The sequence below is a fragment of the Pseudomonas sp. P65(2024) genome, from assembly GCF_057480955.1.
Map to the genome: position 1 here is coordinate 224749 of NZ_JBLIYX010000003.1, position 13953 is coordinate 238701.

Below are 13953 nucleotides of genomic sequence, written 5' to 3' on the forward strand. Positions count from 1 at the left end.
TCAGTGCCCAGGCAACGGGGCGCGCCGAGCCAGGGGGCCGGCCCACAGCAACTGGGCGACGCCGATGGCGCGTTCCTCGAATCCGCCCTGGCAGTAGCACAAGTAGTACTCCCACAGTCGCTGGAACATGTCGTCGTAGCCGAGCGCCGCCAGCTCACCACGTGCCTGGCGCAGGTTGTCGCGCCAATGACGCAGGGTGCGTGCATAGTCCAGGCCGAAGTCCTCCAGGTGCACGAGGTTCAGCCCTGTCTGGCGGCTGGCGGTGTCGAGCAGCACGCTCAGCGACGGCAGGGCGCCGCCGGGGAAGATGTAGCGCTGGATGAAGTCCACCGAGCGCCGGGCCTGGGCATAGCGCTGGTCGCGGATGGTGATGGCCTGCAGGAGCATCAGCCCGTCAGGTTTGAGCAGCGCGGCGCACTGGCGAAAGTACACGGGCAGGTAACGGTGGCCAACGGCTTCGATCATCTCGATCGAGACCAGTTTGTCGAAAGTTCCCTGCAGGTCGCGATAGTCCTGGCGCAACACCGTTACACGGTGTTCCAGCCCCAATGCCTGGACGCGCTGGAGGGTGAACGCATACTGGGCTTCGGAGAGCGTCGTGGTGGTGACCCGGCAACCGTGTCGGGTCGCGGCGTGGATCGCCAGGCTGCCCCAGCCGCTGCCGATCTCCAGCAGGTGATCCTGCGCACCCAGTTCGAGCTTGCGGCAGATCTGCTCCAGCTTGTTCAACTGGGCGTGCTCCAGGGGTTGCTCGGGGTGTTCGAAGCGGGCCGCCGAGTACATCATGGTCGGGTCGAGCAGGTGTTCGAACAGGACGTTGCCCAGGTCGTAGTGGGCCAGGATATTGCGTTTGGCGCCGCGCCGGGTGTTGCGGTTCAGGCGATGCAGCAGGCGCAGCAGGGGGCGTCCCAGGCGTGCCAGGCCACCTTCCAGGGCGTCCAGCACCTCCAGGTTGGCCACGAACAGGCGGGTCACGGCCGCCAGGTCCGGGCTGTGCCAGTAGCCGTGGATGTAGGCTTCGCCGGCACCGATCGAACCGTTGCCGGCCACCAGGTTCCAGGCCGCGCCTTCAAGGATCTCCACTTCGGCCAGCAACGGGCTGCCGGCGTCGCCGAAGCTCCATTGCTGTCCCCGCTCGCGCAGTCGCAGGTGGCCGTGGCGCAGCTTGCCCAGTTGCGCCAGCACCGCGCTGCGGGCCAGCCCACCCAACAGGGGGGTGAGGCCTGCGGATTTGCTGACGCTAAGGGTGGGGTTCGACATGATCGGGCTCCTCGCAGCGGTGGCCAAGCGCCAGGGCGCCCTGGCTGGCGGTGTGGTCGTGAATGGGGATGCGCTTGAGCAACAGGCGCAGGGCTTGCCAATAGATGGCCGAGACGGTGCGCAGGCTCATCCAGGGGAAGGACAGCAGGTATCGGTGCAGCGCGGCGCGGCCCAGCGGCTGGCGCCGCACGGCGAGGTCGGCTTCGAAGACTTTCTGACCGTCTCGCCAGTTCTCCATGTGTACGTGAATCCGTTGCGCATCCAGATGGAAACGCAGGTGGTAGTCCATGGCCATTGGCAGGAAGGGCGAGACGTGGAAGGCCTTGGCCATGACGAATGGCTGGTCTAGACCGTCCCGTACCGGCAGTACATAGTGGAAGCGCTCGCGCCATGGCGTATTGCGCACTTCCAGCAGGATCGCCGCCAGTTGTTCGTTACGGTCATGGCAGAAGTACAGGCTCACCGGGTTGAACGACAGTCCCCAACTGCGCAGTTGGGTCAGCAGACGCACCGGGCCCTCGGGAGTCTGGCCGGTGGCTTGGCCGACCAGCCGGCGGGCGGCTTGGGCCAGCGGCTCGCCGGTGCCGGTCAGCGCCGGCAGGTAGTCGGTCTCGCGCCAGCTCAACGGGGCCAATCGCCCGTGGCCTATCCAGCGCGACAGGCCCAGCAGCCAGGCCTGCTCGTCAAGGTCCAGGTAGAACATACCGATCCGGTAGCGGAAGGCATGCGGGCGGGGCCCCAGGCGCCGATGGCTGACCCAGCCCGGGCACAGGCTGCTGTTCACAGTTGCTCTCCGAAGTGTTCGGCGACCTTGAGCGCACTCACCACGCCGTCCTCGTGAAAGCCGTTGCCCCAGTAAGCGCCGCAGTAGTAGCTGTGGCGCTGGCCCTGCAGTTCGGCCTGGCGGGCCTGTGCGGCGGTGGCGGCGATGCTGTACTGGGGGTGGGCGTACTGGTAACGGGCGATGATCTGCGCCGGGTCTACCTGCGCGGTCTGGTTGAGGCTGACACAGAAGGTCACCGGGGCCTGGATGCCCTGCAGTATGTTCATGTTGTAGGTCAGCGCTGCCGGAGCCTGTTCGGGGCCGCCCAGGCGGTAGTTCCAGCTGGCCCAGGCCTTGCGCCGGCGCGGCAGCAGGCGGGTGTCGGTGTGCAGCAGCACGTCGTTGCTGGCGTAGGTGATGGCCCCGAGCACCGCGCGCTCCTGGGCGCTGGGCGCCTCCAGCAAGGCCAGGGCCTGGTCGCTGTGGCAGGCGAACACCACGTTGTCGAAGCGCTCGCTACCGGCCTTGCTGAACAGGGTGACACCGCCTTCGTCGCGGCTCACCCGGTCGACCTTGCACGCCAGGCGGATGCGCTCGGCGAACGGCCGGCACAGCGGTGCGACATAGCTGTGCGAACCACCTTCGACGACCCGCCAATGCGGACGTCGGTTCACCGACAGCAGTCCATGGTTGCGGCAAAAGCGCACGAAGAACTGCAAGGGAAAACCGAGCATGTCCGCCCGTGACATCGACCAGATCGCCGAGCCCATCGGCACGATGTAGTGCTCGACGAAGCGCCGGCCATAGCCCTGTGCCTGGAGATAGCCGCCCAAGGTGGTGGAAGGGTCTATTCGCCCGCGGTCCAGGTCGGCCAGGGCCTGGCGGTTGAAACGCAGGATGTCGCGCAGCATGCCCCAGAACCCCGGCGACACCAGGTTGCGCCGTTGCGCGAACAGGGTGTCGAGGTCGTGGCCGTTGTATTCGAGGCCACTGCTCGGGTCATGCACCGAGAAGCTCATCTGGGTCGGTCGCGAGGCAACGCCGAGCTGGTCGAGCAGGCGGATGAAGTTCGGGTAGGTCCAGTCGTTGAACACGATGAAACCGGTATCCACCGCATGGCGCTCGCCGTGCCAGGGCACTTCGACGGTATGGGTGTGGCCACCGATCCAGTCGTCGGCCTCGAACACCGTGACTTCGTGGCGGCGCGACAGCAGGTGGGCGCAGGTCAGGCCGGCGATGCCGCTGCCTATGATCGCGATACGCATGTTGGGCTATTCCTGTGGCCGTCTTGCCAGGCGTCGACCCAGCGCCAGGCGCCAACGCGGCGGCAGCGCGCCGAGCAGGCGCAGGGCCAGGGTGAACGCAGCGGGGAAGTTGATTTCCAGTGGCCGCCCGGGCAGATGCCGGGCGATATGGCGGGCGGCGCGTTGCGCCGTCCAGCGCTGGGGCATGGGGAAGTCGTTACGCCGGGTCAGAGGCGTGTCGACGAAGCCGGGGCTGATCAGGGTGACATCGATGCCTTCGTTGGCCAGGTCGATACGCAGCGATTCGACCAGGTAACGCACGGCGGCCTTGGACGCGCCATAGGCACCGGCTCGGGGCAGGGCTAGCCAGGCCACCGAGCTGCCCATCACCACCACATGCGGGCGTTCGCCACGGCGCAGCAAGGGCAGGGCGGCGGCCAGGCAATGGCACAGGCCCAGCAGGTTGATGCGCATCACACGTTCGACCAGGTCAGGGTCGAATCGACCTGGCTCCAGATATTCGCAGGTCCCGGCGTTGAGGATGACCCCGTCCAGCGCGCCCCAGGTCTGCTGCAGTTCGTCGGCGATCAATGCCAGCCGTTCACCGTCTTCGATGTCGCCAAGAGCCACCAGTGCCTGCTCGGGAAAGCGTGCGACCAGGGGCGCCAGGCGTTCGGCGCAGCGGCCTCCCAAGGCCACCCGGTGCCCCTGTTCCAGCAATTGCACAGCCAGTGCGGCGCCGATGCCACTGCTGGCGCCGGTCAGCCAGTAGCGGCTCATGCCAGCCGGCCCTTGAGCCAGCGAATGGCGCCGCCCATGACCGGGACATGTTCATACAGCAGCGCGCCAGCGTCGAAGTAATCCTGGTGAACCTGTACCCGCTGCTGCCATTGCAGGTGGCTGCAGCCTTGCAGACTGATGGGACGGCCACTGGCGAGGCGCGGATGTCTAAAGTGCAGGGTCCAGCGCAGGTAGCCCTGTCCGGGCCGGACCTCGTCGGCGCCGGTGAAGGCATAGCGGATATCGTGGACGTTGGCGTAGAGCTGGGCGAAGTACGCCTGCAGTGCCGGCAGGCCATCGATCTGGTGCAGCGGGTCGCGAAAGCGGATGTCTTCGCTGTACAGGTTTTCCAGCGAATCAAGATTGCCTGCCTGCAAGCGGGCAAAGTGATGGGCGAACTGCAGCAGGTAGTCTGACATACGCGGCTCCGGGCAATCCTGTACAACGATGACAAGTTGTACAGGTATGACTGAAGCCTAGGACTAAAATTGTACAAATACAACTATCTTGTACAGCTTTTTCAATCAGCGTCCCGTCGCCTCCAGCGCCTGGCGCAGGCGCGCAACCTCCGCTTCCAGTTCACGCACTTTCTCCTCGGCGGCCACCTGGGCGGTGACATCGCGCTGGATACCGATGTAGTAGGTCAACTGGTCGGCTTCATTGCGTACCGGGGTGATCGACAGCTCGTTCCAGAACGGGCTGCCATCCTTGCGGTAGTTGCGCAGCACCTGGCGGCATGGGCGACCGGCGCGGATCGCCTGCGCGATGGCGGCGACGCTCGGCTGGTCATGGTCGGCGCCCTGGAGAAACCGGCAGTCCTGGTAGAGGATATCGTCCGTGGTATAGCCGGTGAGCCGTTCAAACGCCGGGTTGACATAGATAAGAATGCTGTCGTTGCCCTCCTGCTCGGCGACGACGATGCCATCGTTGGACTGTTCGACCATCAGTTGCAGGAGTTTCGCGTTGATCATGGAGCTCACCTGTCGGAACGTGGATGCAAATGCGCAGCGTAGCTACCGTGCGAGAGCCTCGGGCGCGTTTGCCGACCATGATGACCCAAGCAGGCTCGCCGCAACAGGTGCCCATGGGTTTAGAATGTGCTCACATCCATTTGAACCCTGGCCATGACCGACACCCCTTCCTTCGACTTGCTGCCCATGCGCGACGTGGTCAGCCTGACCGGCATCAACCCCGTGACATTGCGGGCCTGGGAGCGCCGCCATGGCCTGATCAGCCCACAGCGCACCGAAGGCGGCCACCGGCTCTACACGGCCCGGGATGTCCAGCGCATTCGCGACATCCTGCGCTGGACCGGCAACGGCGTGCCCATCAGCAAGGTCGGCGGGCTGCTCGCCGGCCAGCCCGAAGCGCCCCCCGCGCAGGACGATGCCTTTCACGATTGGCGCCTGGCCGTTGTCCGGGCCACCAAGGCGTTCGACGCGCAGGCGCTGGAAGGTATTCATGGACAGCTGTTCACGCTGCTACCCAAGGCCACGGTGATGCATGAGGTGTTCATGCCGGTGTGGCGTGAACTGGCCGAGGGCGAGGCTTTCGGCGAGCGCAGCCAGTGGCTGTTCCTGGACACCTTCCTGCGCGCCCGGCTGCTACTGCGCCTGCACATGAACCAGGCCGATGCGCCACGGGTGCTGCTGGCCGGCGCCGAGGGCCTGGCCGACCTGCAGTTGCTGTGTGCCGGCCTGCTGCTGAGCGATCGACGGCAACGCATTGAAGTGCTGGGGTGTGGCCAGCCGCTTGAGGAGCTGGCGCTGGTGTGCGGAGCAATCCAGCCCGCGGTGCTGGTGGTCGCGGTGCAGGGGCCGGTAAGCGCGGCCTTGGCGAAACGGCTGCGTTCGTTGCAGATGGAGATCCCTTGCCCGCTGGCCTTGGTGGGGGAGGGGTTGGGCGCTTCGCAGGAGGTGTTGCAGGGGATTCCGATGTGTCTGCTGGATGAGCGCGATCCGCAGGCGCCCGGCGTGCTCGATGCTCTGCTCAGGGGCGCCCTGGACCTGTAACGGCTCCCTACAGCGCTTTCATCTGCGCAATATCCCGCGCCACTTGATCCGCAGAACGGTCGAACATCGCCTGCTCCTGCGCATCCAGCGGCAGTTCGATCACCTGCGTGATACCTGCGTCCGAGAGCACGCAGGGAACCCCCATGGCAATATCCGTGCGCCCGTACTCGCCCTCGAGAATCGCGACCGCCGGCAGGATGCGGCTGCGCCCGTTGGCAATCGCATCCACCATTTGCGCAATCGCCACGCCCGGCGCATCGCAGGCGCTGCCGACCTTCTTCAGGGCAAGGATCTCGCCGCCACCTTTGCGGGTACGCTCAACGATCTGCTCGATCTGCTCACTGGACAGCAAGTGCGCCAGCGGCACCGCACCGACCGTGCAATAGCGCATCAACGGTACCATGCTGTCGCCGTGCCCGCCCAGGACCAGCGCCGTGATATCCCGTGCCGAAAACCCGGTCTGCTCGGCAATGAAACACTTCATGCGCGCGGTATCCAGCACCCCAGCCTGGCCGAACACCTTGTTGCGGCTCAGGCCACTGAGGCTCCAGGCCCGATAGGTAAGCACGTCGACCGGGTTCGACACCACCAGCACCGTCGCGCTCGGCGCATGCTGTTTCACATCGCGCATGATGCCATCGAGTATCGGCAGGTTGGTGGCCAGGACATCCTGGCGCGACTGGCCAGGCTTGCGCGGTACGCCGGCGGTGATCACCACCAGGTCGCAACCCTGCAGCAACCGGGCATCCGACCCGCCGTGCACCTTGGTATCAGAGCCTGACTCCACCGCCGCCTGCCAGACATCCAGCGCCTTGCCCTGCGCCAGCTCGCCCTGGACGTCGATCAGCGCCAGTTCACGGCAGAGGGCTTCCCGGGCGATGACCTGGGCCGCTGCCTCACCGACGATACCGGCACCCACGATTGATAGTTTGTTCATCTCGCACCTCCTCGCGGCTTGCGTCATCAGTGACACGCTCGCCTGTACAGGGAAGTATTGACCGCCCTTGGTAAAGGGCTACACATTAGTCACTGCCAGCCAGCTGGACGCCAATTCCCATCACCTTGAAAGGCCTGCCCCTCAGAGCACTTTGACCGCCCGTCCGATGAACTGCACAGGCCCGGTCGGAAGTCCGCTGGCAGAGCCACCCACATTCTCCAGGGTCAGCTCGAACAACTGGTTGGGCTCAACCGCAGGCAGGCGCTCCAGCGGCACGGTGACCTGCTCCCCGGGCTTGATCAGCCCGAGCGAGATGGGTGCTGGCCATTGTTCACCCTTGGTCCAGAACTGCAGGACCTTATCTCCGGGGACCTCGGACTTGCCCAAGGGAATCAACTGGACCTTGTCAGTGCCACGGGCCTGGACTACCCAGCCAGGTGCCTGGGTGGCGGGTGCCACCAGCACGACCATATAGGTGGTGGCAGGCGACTGAACCGTCAGCAGTGCAACACCCAGCAACAAGCTGGCTGCAAGGCTGGCAGCGGCCAGCCCTTGCCACAGCCCCAGGCGTCGCCACCATGTGGGCTGGGCAGGGCAGTCGCCCAGGCTACGGTTGATCCGTTGCCACAGTCTGGGACTGGGCGGCAGGGGCGCGGCCAGCGCGTTCAACCCCAGCAGCCGCTGCTCCCAGGCGTCCACGGCGTCACGCAGTGCACGGTCGCTATCCAGGCGCCTGAGCACGCTATCCTGCTGCTCGGCCGACAACGTGCCCAGCACATACTCGCCGGCCAGTTGCTCGAGATCATCGGTGCTTTTGCTACCCGGCTCGTTGTTCATCCCATGCACTCCCGCAGCGCCTTGAGGCTGCGTTTTATCCACGACTTGACCGTGCCCAGCGGGGTGTCGAGCAAGCGGGCGATCTCGGCATGGCTGCAGCCGTCGACGTAGGCATGCAGGATGCAGCGGCGCGGCGCGGTGTCGAGCTGGTCGAGGCAGCGGTCAATCCTCGGCGAATCGGCTTGCATGATCATGTCTTCGTGATAAGGCGCGATATCGGCATCGTCGAGCACGACCTCACGGCGGGTATCGCGCACGAAGTTCAAGGCCAGGTGCCGGGTCAGGCTGTACACCCAGCCACGCGCCGAGCCACGTGCCGGATCGAAGCTGTCCGCGCGGGTCCAGATGCGGATGAAGGCGTCATGGACGATGTCCTCGGCGGTGGCGTGGTCGCGGGCGATGCGCCGGGCCACGCCGAGCAGCCGGGCACCCTCCTGGTCGTAAAGCGCCTGCAGGGCGCCGCGATCGCCCCTGGCACAGGCCTGGAGACAGCGCTCGTAGTCGAATGGCGTCGTGGGCAGGTTCAAGGTCGGGCCGATCCTCATGCTATCGGGAGCCCCGGCCGGTCGGCCGGGGACTGTCGATGAGCGTAGCTCAAGGTTGCTGGCGCGCCTTGCGCACAGGCCCTCAGTTGGTGGCCCAGAAGATGTAGTCGGCCTGGTACTTGACGATCTGCTTCTCGCCCTTGTTCTGCGCCGTGCAGGCGGTCTGCGGGGCGACACCGCCACGGGTGGCCAGGCGCTGGACGAAGCTGACGCCGCTCATGGCGCCCTTGCCCTCGGCGGGATTGGCCTTGACCAGCTGGTACGGCAGGTCACCCTTGGCCGCCGGGGCGATGGCCAGCTGCGTGCCGGTGATCTTCGAGCCGTCCTTGGCCTGCCAGGTGGCGGGCGGGCCGAAGTAGTCGCCCACGGCCTTGCCGGTCCGGTCCTTGAGCACGGCCTTCGGGCCGACGAAGGTCCATTCGGTTTGGCCAGGGGCATCGGGCTTGTCGCGGCATTCGTAGGTGATCTCGCCGACACCGACGGTTTCCAGCGCTACCTTGTGGCCGTCCGGCACCTTGACGGCATCGGGGACCCCAGTCTGGGCGTGGGCGGTCGACAGCAGCATGGCCAGGGCGAGGCCGCAGGCGGGCAGGAACGAAACGTGTGCGATGTTCATCGAGCGATCTCCTGGTAGGGACATGGCAGGGCATGCAGGTGTTGCCCTGAGGTGAGTACCCACCAGCACGCGATTTGGATGCACCCAGACGAAAAAAAGAGCCTTGGCCGACAGCGCGCAAGGTGGCCAGCGCTCTTCCTCCGATGTCGAGCGTTCATCGGGCAATGGCGTTTTTTTACGCTTTCTTTATGCCGGCCTTTGCAGGTTGAGAAGATACTGGCGCGGCTTTTTCTGTCCCCCGCCTGCCTGCCCGAATTCAGTGTTTACGCAATACTGACGAGACGTTACCTGTGAGCCAATCCGCAATCGTTGAAAACCCGTCCCACGCCAACAAGAGCACAGGCGTCGGCCTGCTGGTCGCCGCCGTCGGGGTCGTCTATGGCGACATCGGCACCAGTCCCCTGTACACACTCAAGGAGGTGTTCTCCGGCCATTTCGGCGTGCAGGCCAACCTCGAGGGAGTGCTGGGCATCCTGTCGCTGGTGTTCTGGTCGCTGATCTGGGTGGTGTCGGTGAAGTACGTCCTGTTCATCCTGCGCGCCAGCAACCAGGGCGAGGGCGGGATCATGGCGCTGACCGCGCTGGCCAGGCGGGCGGCACGTCCTTATCCGCGGCTGAGCAAGGTGCTGGTGCTGCTGGGGCTGTTCGGCGCAGCGCTGTTCTACGGCGACAGCATGATCACCCCGGCGATCTCCGTGCTGTCGGCGGTGGAAGGCCTGCAACTGGGCATCGATGGCATCGAGCACTGGGTAGTGCCCCTGGCGGTGGTGGTCCTGGTCGGGCTGTTCATCATCCAGAAGCACGGCACGGCGCGCATCGGCATCCTGTTCGGGCCGGTGATGGTGCTGTGGTTCGTGGTGCTGGGGGCGCTCGGCATCCATGGCATCGTGCAGCGGCCCGAGGTGCTGCAGGCGCTGAACCCGTCCTGGGCGGCGCACTTCTTCGTGGCTCATCCGGGCATCGGCGTGGCGATCCTGGGCGCCGTGGTGCTGGCCTTGACCGGTGCCGAGGCGCTCTACGCCGACATGGGACACTTCGGCCGCAAGCCGATTTCCCGCGCCTGGTTCATCCTGGTGTTGCCGGGTCTGGTGCTGAACTATTTCGGCCAGGGCGCGCTGATCCTCGACAACCCGGCGGCGGTGCGCAACCCGTTCTACCTGCTGGCCCCGGAGTGGGCGCTGCTGCCGATGGTCGCGCTGGCCACCCTGGCCACCATCATTGCCTCACAGGCGGTGATCTCCGGCGCTTTCTCGCTGACCCGCCAGGCTATCCAGCTGGGCTATGTGCCGCGCATGTTCATCCAGCACACCTCCAGCGAAGAGCAGGGCCAGATCTATATTGGCATGGTCAACTGGGCGCTGATGGTCGGCGTGGTGTTGTTGGTGGTCGGCTTCGAGTCGTCCAGCGCCCTGGCGGCAGCCTACGGCGTCGCGGTGACCGGCACCATGTTGATCACCACGCTGCTGGCCTCGGCGGTGGTGCTGTTGCTATGGAAGGCCCCGCGCTGGCTGGCCATTCCCTTGCTGTTGGGTTTCCTGCTGGTGGACGGCCTGTACTTCGCCGCCAACGCGCCGAAGATCCTGCAGGGCGGCGCCTTCCCGGTGATCGCCGGCCTGGCGCTGTTCGTGCTGATGACCACCTGGAAGCGCGGGCGCAGCATCATCGTCGAACGCCTGGATGAAACCGCCTTGCCGCTGCCCTTGTTCATCGCCAGCGTGCAGGCGCAGCCGCCTCATCGCGTGCAGGGCACGGCGGTGTTTCTCACCGCCCGCTCCGATGCGGTGCCTCACGCGCTGTTGCACAACCTGCTGCACAACCAGGTGCTGCACGAGCAGGTGGTGCTGCTGACGGTGGTGTCGGAGGATTCGCCGCGGGTGACGCAGGACAAGCGCTTCGAGGTCGAGGCGTTCGGCCAGGGCTTCTTCAGGGTCAACCTGCACTTCGGCTTCATGGAGGAGCCTGACGTGCCCCTGGCGCTCAGCCATAGCAGCACGGCCGAGCTGGACTTCAGCCCCATGCGCACCACCTACTTCCTGAGCCGGGAAACCGTGGTGCCGACCAAGCGAATCGGCATGGCCAAGTGGCGCGAGCACTTGTTCGCCTTCTTGTTGAAGAACGCCAACAGCAACTTGCGGTATTTCAAGCTGCCGCTGAACAGGGTGATCGAGCTGGGGACCCAGGTCGAGATGTGAAGGGGGGCTCAAGGGGGCGGTGGTCCGCGATGACTGCGAGGGGCGAGCGCTTCCTCCCGAGCAATAGCATGAATCAAGCCCGCAGCAGATGAACAGCCAGCCCGGCCACGGCGCAGGCAAACAGCACCTGAATCACCCCCCGCTTGAAGCGGAACAAGGCGACTGCCGCAGCAAACGCGATCACCGCTGAGGGCCAGTCGAATGCCCCACTGAAACCCTTTGGCCAAAGCACGTGGTAGCCAAAGAACAGGGCCAGGTTCAGGATCACGCCCACGACCGCCGCGGTGATGCCGGTCAGCGGTGCGGTGAACTTCATCTCGTTGTGCGTCGACTCCACCAACGGGCCACCGGCGAGGATGAAGAGGAATGATGGCAGGAACGTGAACCAGGTGACCAGGCTCGCCGCGACCGCACCGGCAAGAAACGGGTGCTCGGTACCGAACATGGGATGCACGTAGCCCCCAACGAAACCGACAAAGGCGACCACCATGATCAGTGGTCCCGGCGTCGTTTCTCCCAAGGCGAGGCCATCGATCATCTGGGTCGGCGTCAGCCAGCCGTAGTGTCCGACAGCGCCCTGGTAGACATAGGGCAGCACCGCGTAGGCACCACCAAAGGTCAGCAGTGCGGCCTTGGTGAAGAACCAGCCCATCTGTGGCAGGGTTGCGCCCCAGCCAAACGACAGCGTCAGCAGCCCCATGGGCAGGACCCAGAGTGCGGCACCGACCACAAGCAGGCGCAACAGGTGGCCCCAACGGAATCGGGCGTGCGTGGGAGCCGGGGTGTCGTCATCGATCAGTGCCGGGCCATGGTTATGCTTTGCGGTTCCGTGACCGCCACCGATCACGAACTGGGCTGGGGCAAGGCGGCCTCCCACATAACCGATGATCGCGGCCATCAGCACGATCAGCGGGAACGGCACGTTGAGGGCGAAGATGGCAACGAACGAGGCGCCGGCCATGGCCCATAACCAGCCATGCTTCAACGCGCGCGAACCGATCCGGTGGGCTGCGTGGACGACGATTGCCGTGACCGCCGGCTTGATGCCATAGAAGATCCCTGCCACTACCGGGACCTCACCGAAGGCGATATAGACCCAGGACAGACCGATCAGGATGAACAGTGAAGGCAATACGAACAACGCGCCGGCAATCACCCCGCCCCAGGAGCGGTGCATGAGCCAGCCGATGTAGGTGGCCAGCTGCTGAGCCTCAGGGCCGGGCAACAACATGCAGTAATTCAGCGCATGCAAGAACCGCTTCTCGCTGATCCAGCGCCGGCGCTCGACCAGCTCCTGATGCATGATCGAGATCTGCCCGGCGGGCCCGCCGAAACTGATGAATCCCAACTTGAGCCAGAACAGGAAGGCTTCATACAAACTGACCGGCTGCCGGGTGTCTTGCGAAGGTGGCTGTGTGCTCACAGCGGAGGGAGTATCAACCATTTTGAGCTTCCTCACTTGCGAACGCCGCCAGCAGGCCATCGAAAATGTCCTCGGCTACCGTTTTCAGTTGATCGTCATCGCCGACATTTTCTCTCAAGCCCGCGAGCATACGCGTTTTCAGAGGCCGCATTCCAGCGCGGGCAGCGTCGATCGTGAGCAGGTGTCTTAGAACGATTATGAGGAAAACTAAAGATCAGCTTAAAATAAATGAGCTTTCCTCAAGGTGTTCATCTGCTGACAATCCCCCCATTGAATTTTTCCTTCGAAGCCGGGCAAGCCGGAAGACTTTTCAGGATCTACTTCGGGAATGAGGGTACCGGGTCACAATGAATAAAGAATTTACCTTCGCGATTAGTAGTATTCGTTTCGACGAAGACTATCGACCTGCGGACAACACGCGCATCACCACCAACTTTGCCAACCTGGCCAGGGGCGAGAGCCGTCAGCAAAACCTGCGTAACACGCTGGCGATGATCGACAATCGCTTCAATGCCCTGGCGCATTGGGACAACCCCAAGGGTGACCGTTATTCGGTAGAGCTCGATATCGTTTCCGTCGAGATGAAGATCGCGGATGAACAGACGGGCGATGCCTTGCCGTTGATTGAAATCCTGAAAACCAGCATTGTCGATCACAAGACCCACGAGCGCATCGAAGGCATTGTCGGGAACAATTTCTCCTCGTACGTGCGGGACTATGACTTCAGCGTGCTGTTGCTGGACCACAACAAGGGGCAGTCCGGCTTCAGCACGCCGCAGGCATTTGGCGAACTGCACGGGAAACTGTTCAAGTGCTTCGTGAACTCGAGCACTTTCAGGGAGCATTTCAACAAACTGCCGGTCATCTGCCTGAGCGTTTCGAGCAGCAAGACCTACCAGCGCACTGAAAATCAGCACCCGGTCCTGGGTTATGAATACCAGCAGGATGAGTACTCATTGACCGATGAGTACTTCGCCAAGATGGGCCTGAAGGTGCGCTACTTCATGCCGCCGAACAGCGTCGCGCCGTTGGCGTTCTATTTTGCCGGCGACTTGCTGGGTGATTACACCAACCTGGAACTGATCAGCACCATCAGCACGATGGACACCTTCCAGAAGATCTACCGCCCCGAGATCTACAACGCGAACTCGGCGGCAGGCAAGTCCTATCAGCCCAGCCTGAAGCACCAGGACTACTCGTTGACTCGAATTGTCTACGACCGCGAAGAGCGCAGCCGTCTGGCCATAGAGCAAGGCAAGTTTGCCGAAGAACAATTTATCAAGCCGTACCACGCTGTGCTGCAGCAATGGTCCGCTCATTACGCTGTTTGATCGATCGAATACA

At 64.2% G+C, this 13953-nt stretch carries 15 protein-coding genes; 4 read left to right on the forward strand and 11 right to left on the reverse strand.

Annotation, left to right across the window (positions count from 1 at the left end; genetic code table 11):
- The 6 genes from AC25MA_RS06390 to AC25MA_RS06415 form a co-directional block, all read right to left on the reverse strand.
- Positions 1-1260, reverse strand: coding sequence for an SAM-dependent methyltransferase (locus AC25MA_RS06390; RefSeq protein WP_062364427.1), 1260 nt, complete (start codon positions 1258-1260; stop codon positions 1-3).
- Positions 1241-2044 carry a DUF1365 domain-containing protein gene (locus AC25MA_RS06395; protein WP_069017784.1) on the reverse strand — a complete coding sequence of 268 codons (804 nt, stop codon included), beginning with the start codon at positions 2042-2044 and terminating at the stop codon, positions 1241-1243. Before AC25MA_RS06395 ends, AC25MA_RS06390 begins: the two co-directional genes overlap by 20 nt.
- Positions 2041-3288 carry an NAD(P)/FAD-dependent oxidoreductase gene (locus AC25MA_RS06400; protein ID WP_486971886.1) on the reverse strand — a complete coding sequence of 416 codons (1248 nt, stop codon included), beginning with the start codon at positions 3286-3288 and terminating at the stop codon, positions 2041-2043. Before AC25MA_RS06400 ends, AC25MA_RS06395 begins: the two co-directional genes overlap by 4 nt.
- Positions 3289-3294: 6 nt before the next feature.
- The gene (locus AC25MA_RS06405; protein ID WP_486971887.1) at positions 3295-4047 is read right to left on the reverse strand and encodes an SDR family NAD(P)-dependent oxidoreductase; all 753 of its coding nucleotides are present in this window, start codon (positions 4045-4047) and stop codon (positions 3295-3297) included.
- Positions 4044-4466: a nuclear transport factor 2 family protein gene (locus AC25MA_RS06410; protein WP_088852132.1), complete on the reverse strand. Its 423-nt coding sequence runs from the start codon at positions 4464-4466 to the stop codon at positions 4044-4046. The genes AC25MA_RS06405 and AC25MA_RS06410 overlap by 4 nt, the downstream gene beginning before the upstream one ends.
- A gap of 105 nt (positions 4467-4571) precedes the next feature.
- A complete protein-coding gene (locus AC25MA_RS06415) occupies positions 4572-5018 on the reverse strand; it encodes a PAS sensor domain-containing protein (RefSeq protein WP_028689300.1) in 447 nt (148 codons plus the stop codon).
- Between the two features lie 153 nt (positions 5019-5171).
- On the opposite strand from AC25MA_RS06415, the gene AC25MA_RS06420 reads away from it, so the two are divergent.
- Positions 5172-6059 (forward strand): MerR family transcriptional regulator, encoded by an 888-nt coding sequence (locus AC25MA_RS06420; RefSeq protein WP_232853343.1) that lies wholly within the window; start codon positions 5172-5174, stop codon positions 6057-6059.
- 7 nt (positions 6060-6066) lie between these two features.
- On the opposite strand, the gene AC25MA_RS06425 is transcribed toward AC25MA_RS06420, so the two are convergent.
- The 4 genes from AC25MA_RS06425 to AC25MA_RS06440 all read right to left on the reverse strand — a co-directional run bounded on the left by AC25MA_RS06425 (position 6067) and on the right by AC25MA_RS06440 (position 8994).
- Complete coding sequence (locus AC25MA_RS06425; protein ID WP_028689302.1) at positions 6067-6996, reverse strand: malate dehydrogenase; 930 nt, start codon at positions 6994-6996, stop codon at positions 6067-6069.
- A gap of 141 nt (positions 6997-7137) precedes the next feature.
- Positions 7138-7833 carry an anti-sigma factor gene (locus AC25MA_RS06430; RefSeq protein ID WP_197866049.1) on the reverse strand — a complete coding sequence of 232 codons (696 nt, stop codon included), beginning with the start codon at positions 7831-7833 and terminating at the stop codon, positions 7138-7140.
- A complete protein-coding gene (locus tag AC25MA_RS06435) occupies positions 7830-8360 on the reverse strand; it encodes a sigma-70 family RNA polymerase sigma factor (RefSeq protein ID WP_028689304.1) in 531 nt (176 codons plus the stop codon). The genes AC25MA_RS06430 and AC25MA_RS06435 overlap by 4 nt, the downstream gene beginning before the upstream one ends.
- Before the next feature lie 100 nt (positions 8361-8460).
- Complete coding sequence (locus tag AC25MA_RS06440) at positions 8461-8994, reverse strand: DUF3455 domain-containing protein (RefSeq protein WP_486971888.1); 534 nt, start codon at positions 8992-8994, stop codon at positions 8461-8463.
- A 290-nt stretch (positions 8995-9284) separates the two neighbouring features.
- On the opposite strand from AC25MA_RS06440, the gene AC25MA_RS06445 reads away from it, so the two are divergent.
- Positions 9285-11186, forward strand: coding sequence for a potassium transporter Kup (locus tag AC25MA_RS06445; protein WP_028689306.1), 1902 nt, complete (start codon positions 9285-9287; stop codon positions 11184-11186).
- A gap of 73 nt (positions 11187-11259) precedes the next feature.
- Here AC25MA_RS06445 and chrA read toward each other — a convergent pair whose 3' ends face one another.
- Positions 11260-12630, reverse strand: a complete 1371-nt coding sequence (gene chrA / locus AC25MA_RS06450) for a chromate efflux transporter (RefSeq protein WP_197866050.1) — start codon at positions 12628-12630, stop codon at positions 11260-11262.
- A 1-nt stretch (position 12631) separates the two neighbouring features.
- Here chrA and AC25MA_RS06455 point away from each other — a divergent pair, with 1 nt between their 5' ends.
- Both AC25MA_RS06455 and AC25MA_RS06460 read left to right on the forward strand, forming a co-directional pair.
- Positions 12632-12799: a hypothetical protein gene (locus tag AC25MA_RS06455; RefSeq protein ID WP_155952661.1), complete on the forward strand. Its 168-nt coding sequence runs from the start codon at positions 12632-12634 to the stop codon at positions 12797-12799.
- Between the two features lie 157 nt (positions 12800-12956).
- Complete coding sequence (locus tag AC25MA_RS06460; RefSeq protein ID WP_307945316.1) at positions 12957-13940, forward strand: DUF1852 domain-containing protein; 984 nt, start codon at positions 12957-12959, stop codon at positions 13938-13940.
- Positions 13941-13953 lie beyond the last annotated feature (13 nt).

Bases quoted from the DNA above. Each gene is read 5' to 3' on its own strand.
- AC25MA_RS06420 (WP_232853343.1), top strand. From the start codon at position 5,172: ATGACCGACACCCCTTCCTTCGACTTGCTGCCCATGCGCGACGTGGTC.
- chrA (WP_197866050.1), bottom strand. From the start codon at position 12,630: ATGGTTGATACTCCCTCCGCTGTGAGCACACAGCCACCTTCGCAAGAC.
- AC25MA_RS06430 (WP_197866049.1), bottom strand. From the start codon at position 7,833: ATGAACAACGAGCCGGGTAGCAAAAGCACCGATGATCTCGAGCAACTG.
- AC25MA_RS06405 (WP_486971887.1), bottom strand. From the start codon at position 4,047: ATGAGCCGCTACTGGCTGACCGGCGCCAGCAGTGGCATCGGCGCCGCA.
- AC25MA_RS06415 (WP_028689300.1), bottom strand. From the start codon at position 5,018: ATGATCAACGCGAAACTCCTGCAACTGATGGTCGAACAGTCCAACGAT.
- AC25MA_RS06390 (WP_062364427.1), bottom strand. From the start codon at position 1,260: ATGTCGAACCCCACCCTTAGCGTCAGCAAATCCGCAGGCCTCACCCCC.
- AC25MA_RS06460 (WP_307945316.1), top strand. From the start codon at position 12,957: ATGAATAAAGAATTTACCTTCGCGATTAGTAGTATTCGTTTCGACGAA.
- AC25MA_RS06440 (WP_486971888.1), bottom strand. From the start codon at position 8,994: ATGAACATCGCACACGTTTCGTTCCTGCCCGCCTGCGGCCTCGCCCTG.
- AC25MA_RS06425 (WP_028689302.1), bottom strand. From the start codon at position 6,996: ATGAACAAACTATCAATCGTGGGTGCCGGTATCGTCGGTGAGGCAGCG.
- AC25MA_RS06410 (WP_088852132.1), bottom strand. From the start codon at position 4,466: ATGTCAGACTACCTGCTGCAGTTCGCCCATCACTTTGCCCGCTTGCAG.
- AC25MA_RS06400 (WP_486971886.1), bottom strand. From the start codon at position 3,288: ATGCGTATCGCGATCATAGGCAGCGGCATCGCCGGCCTGACCTGCGCC.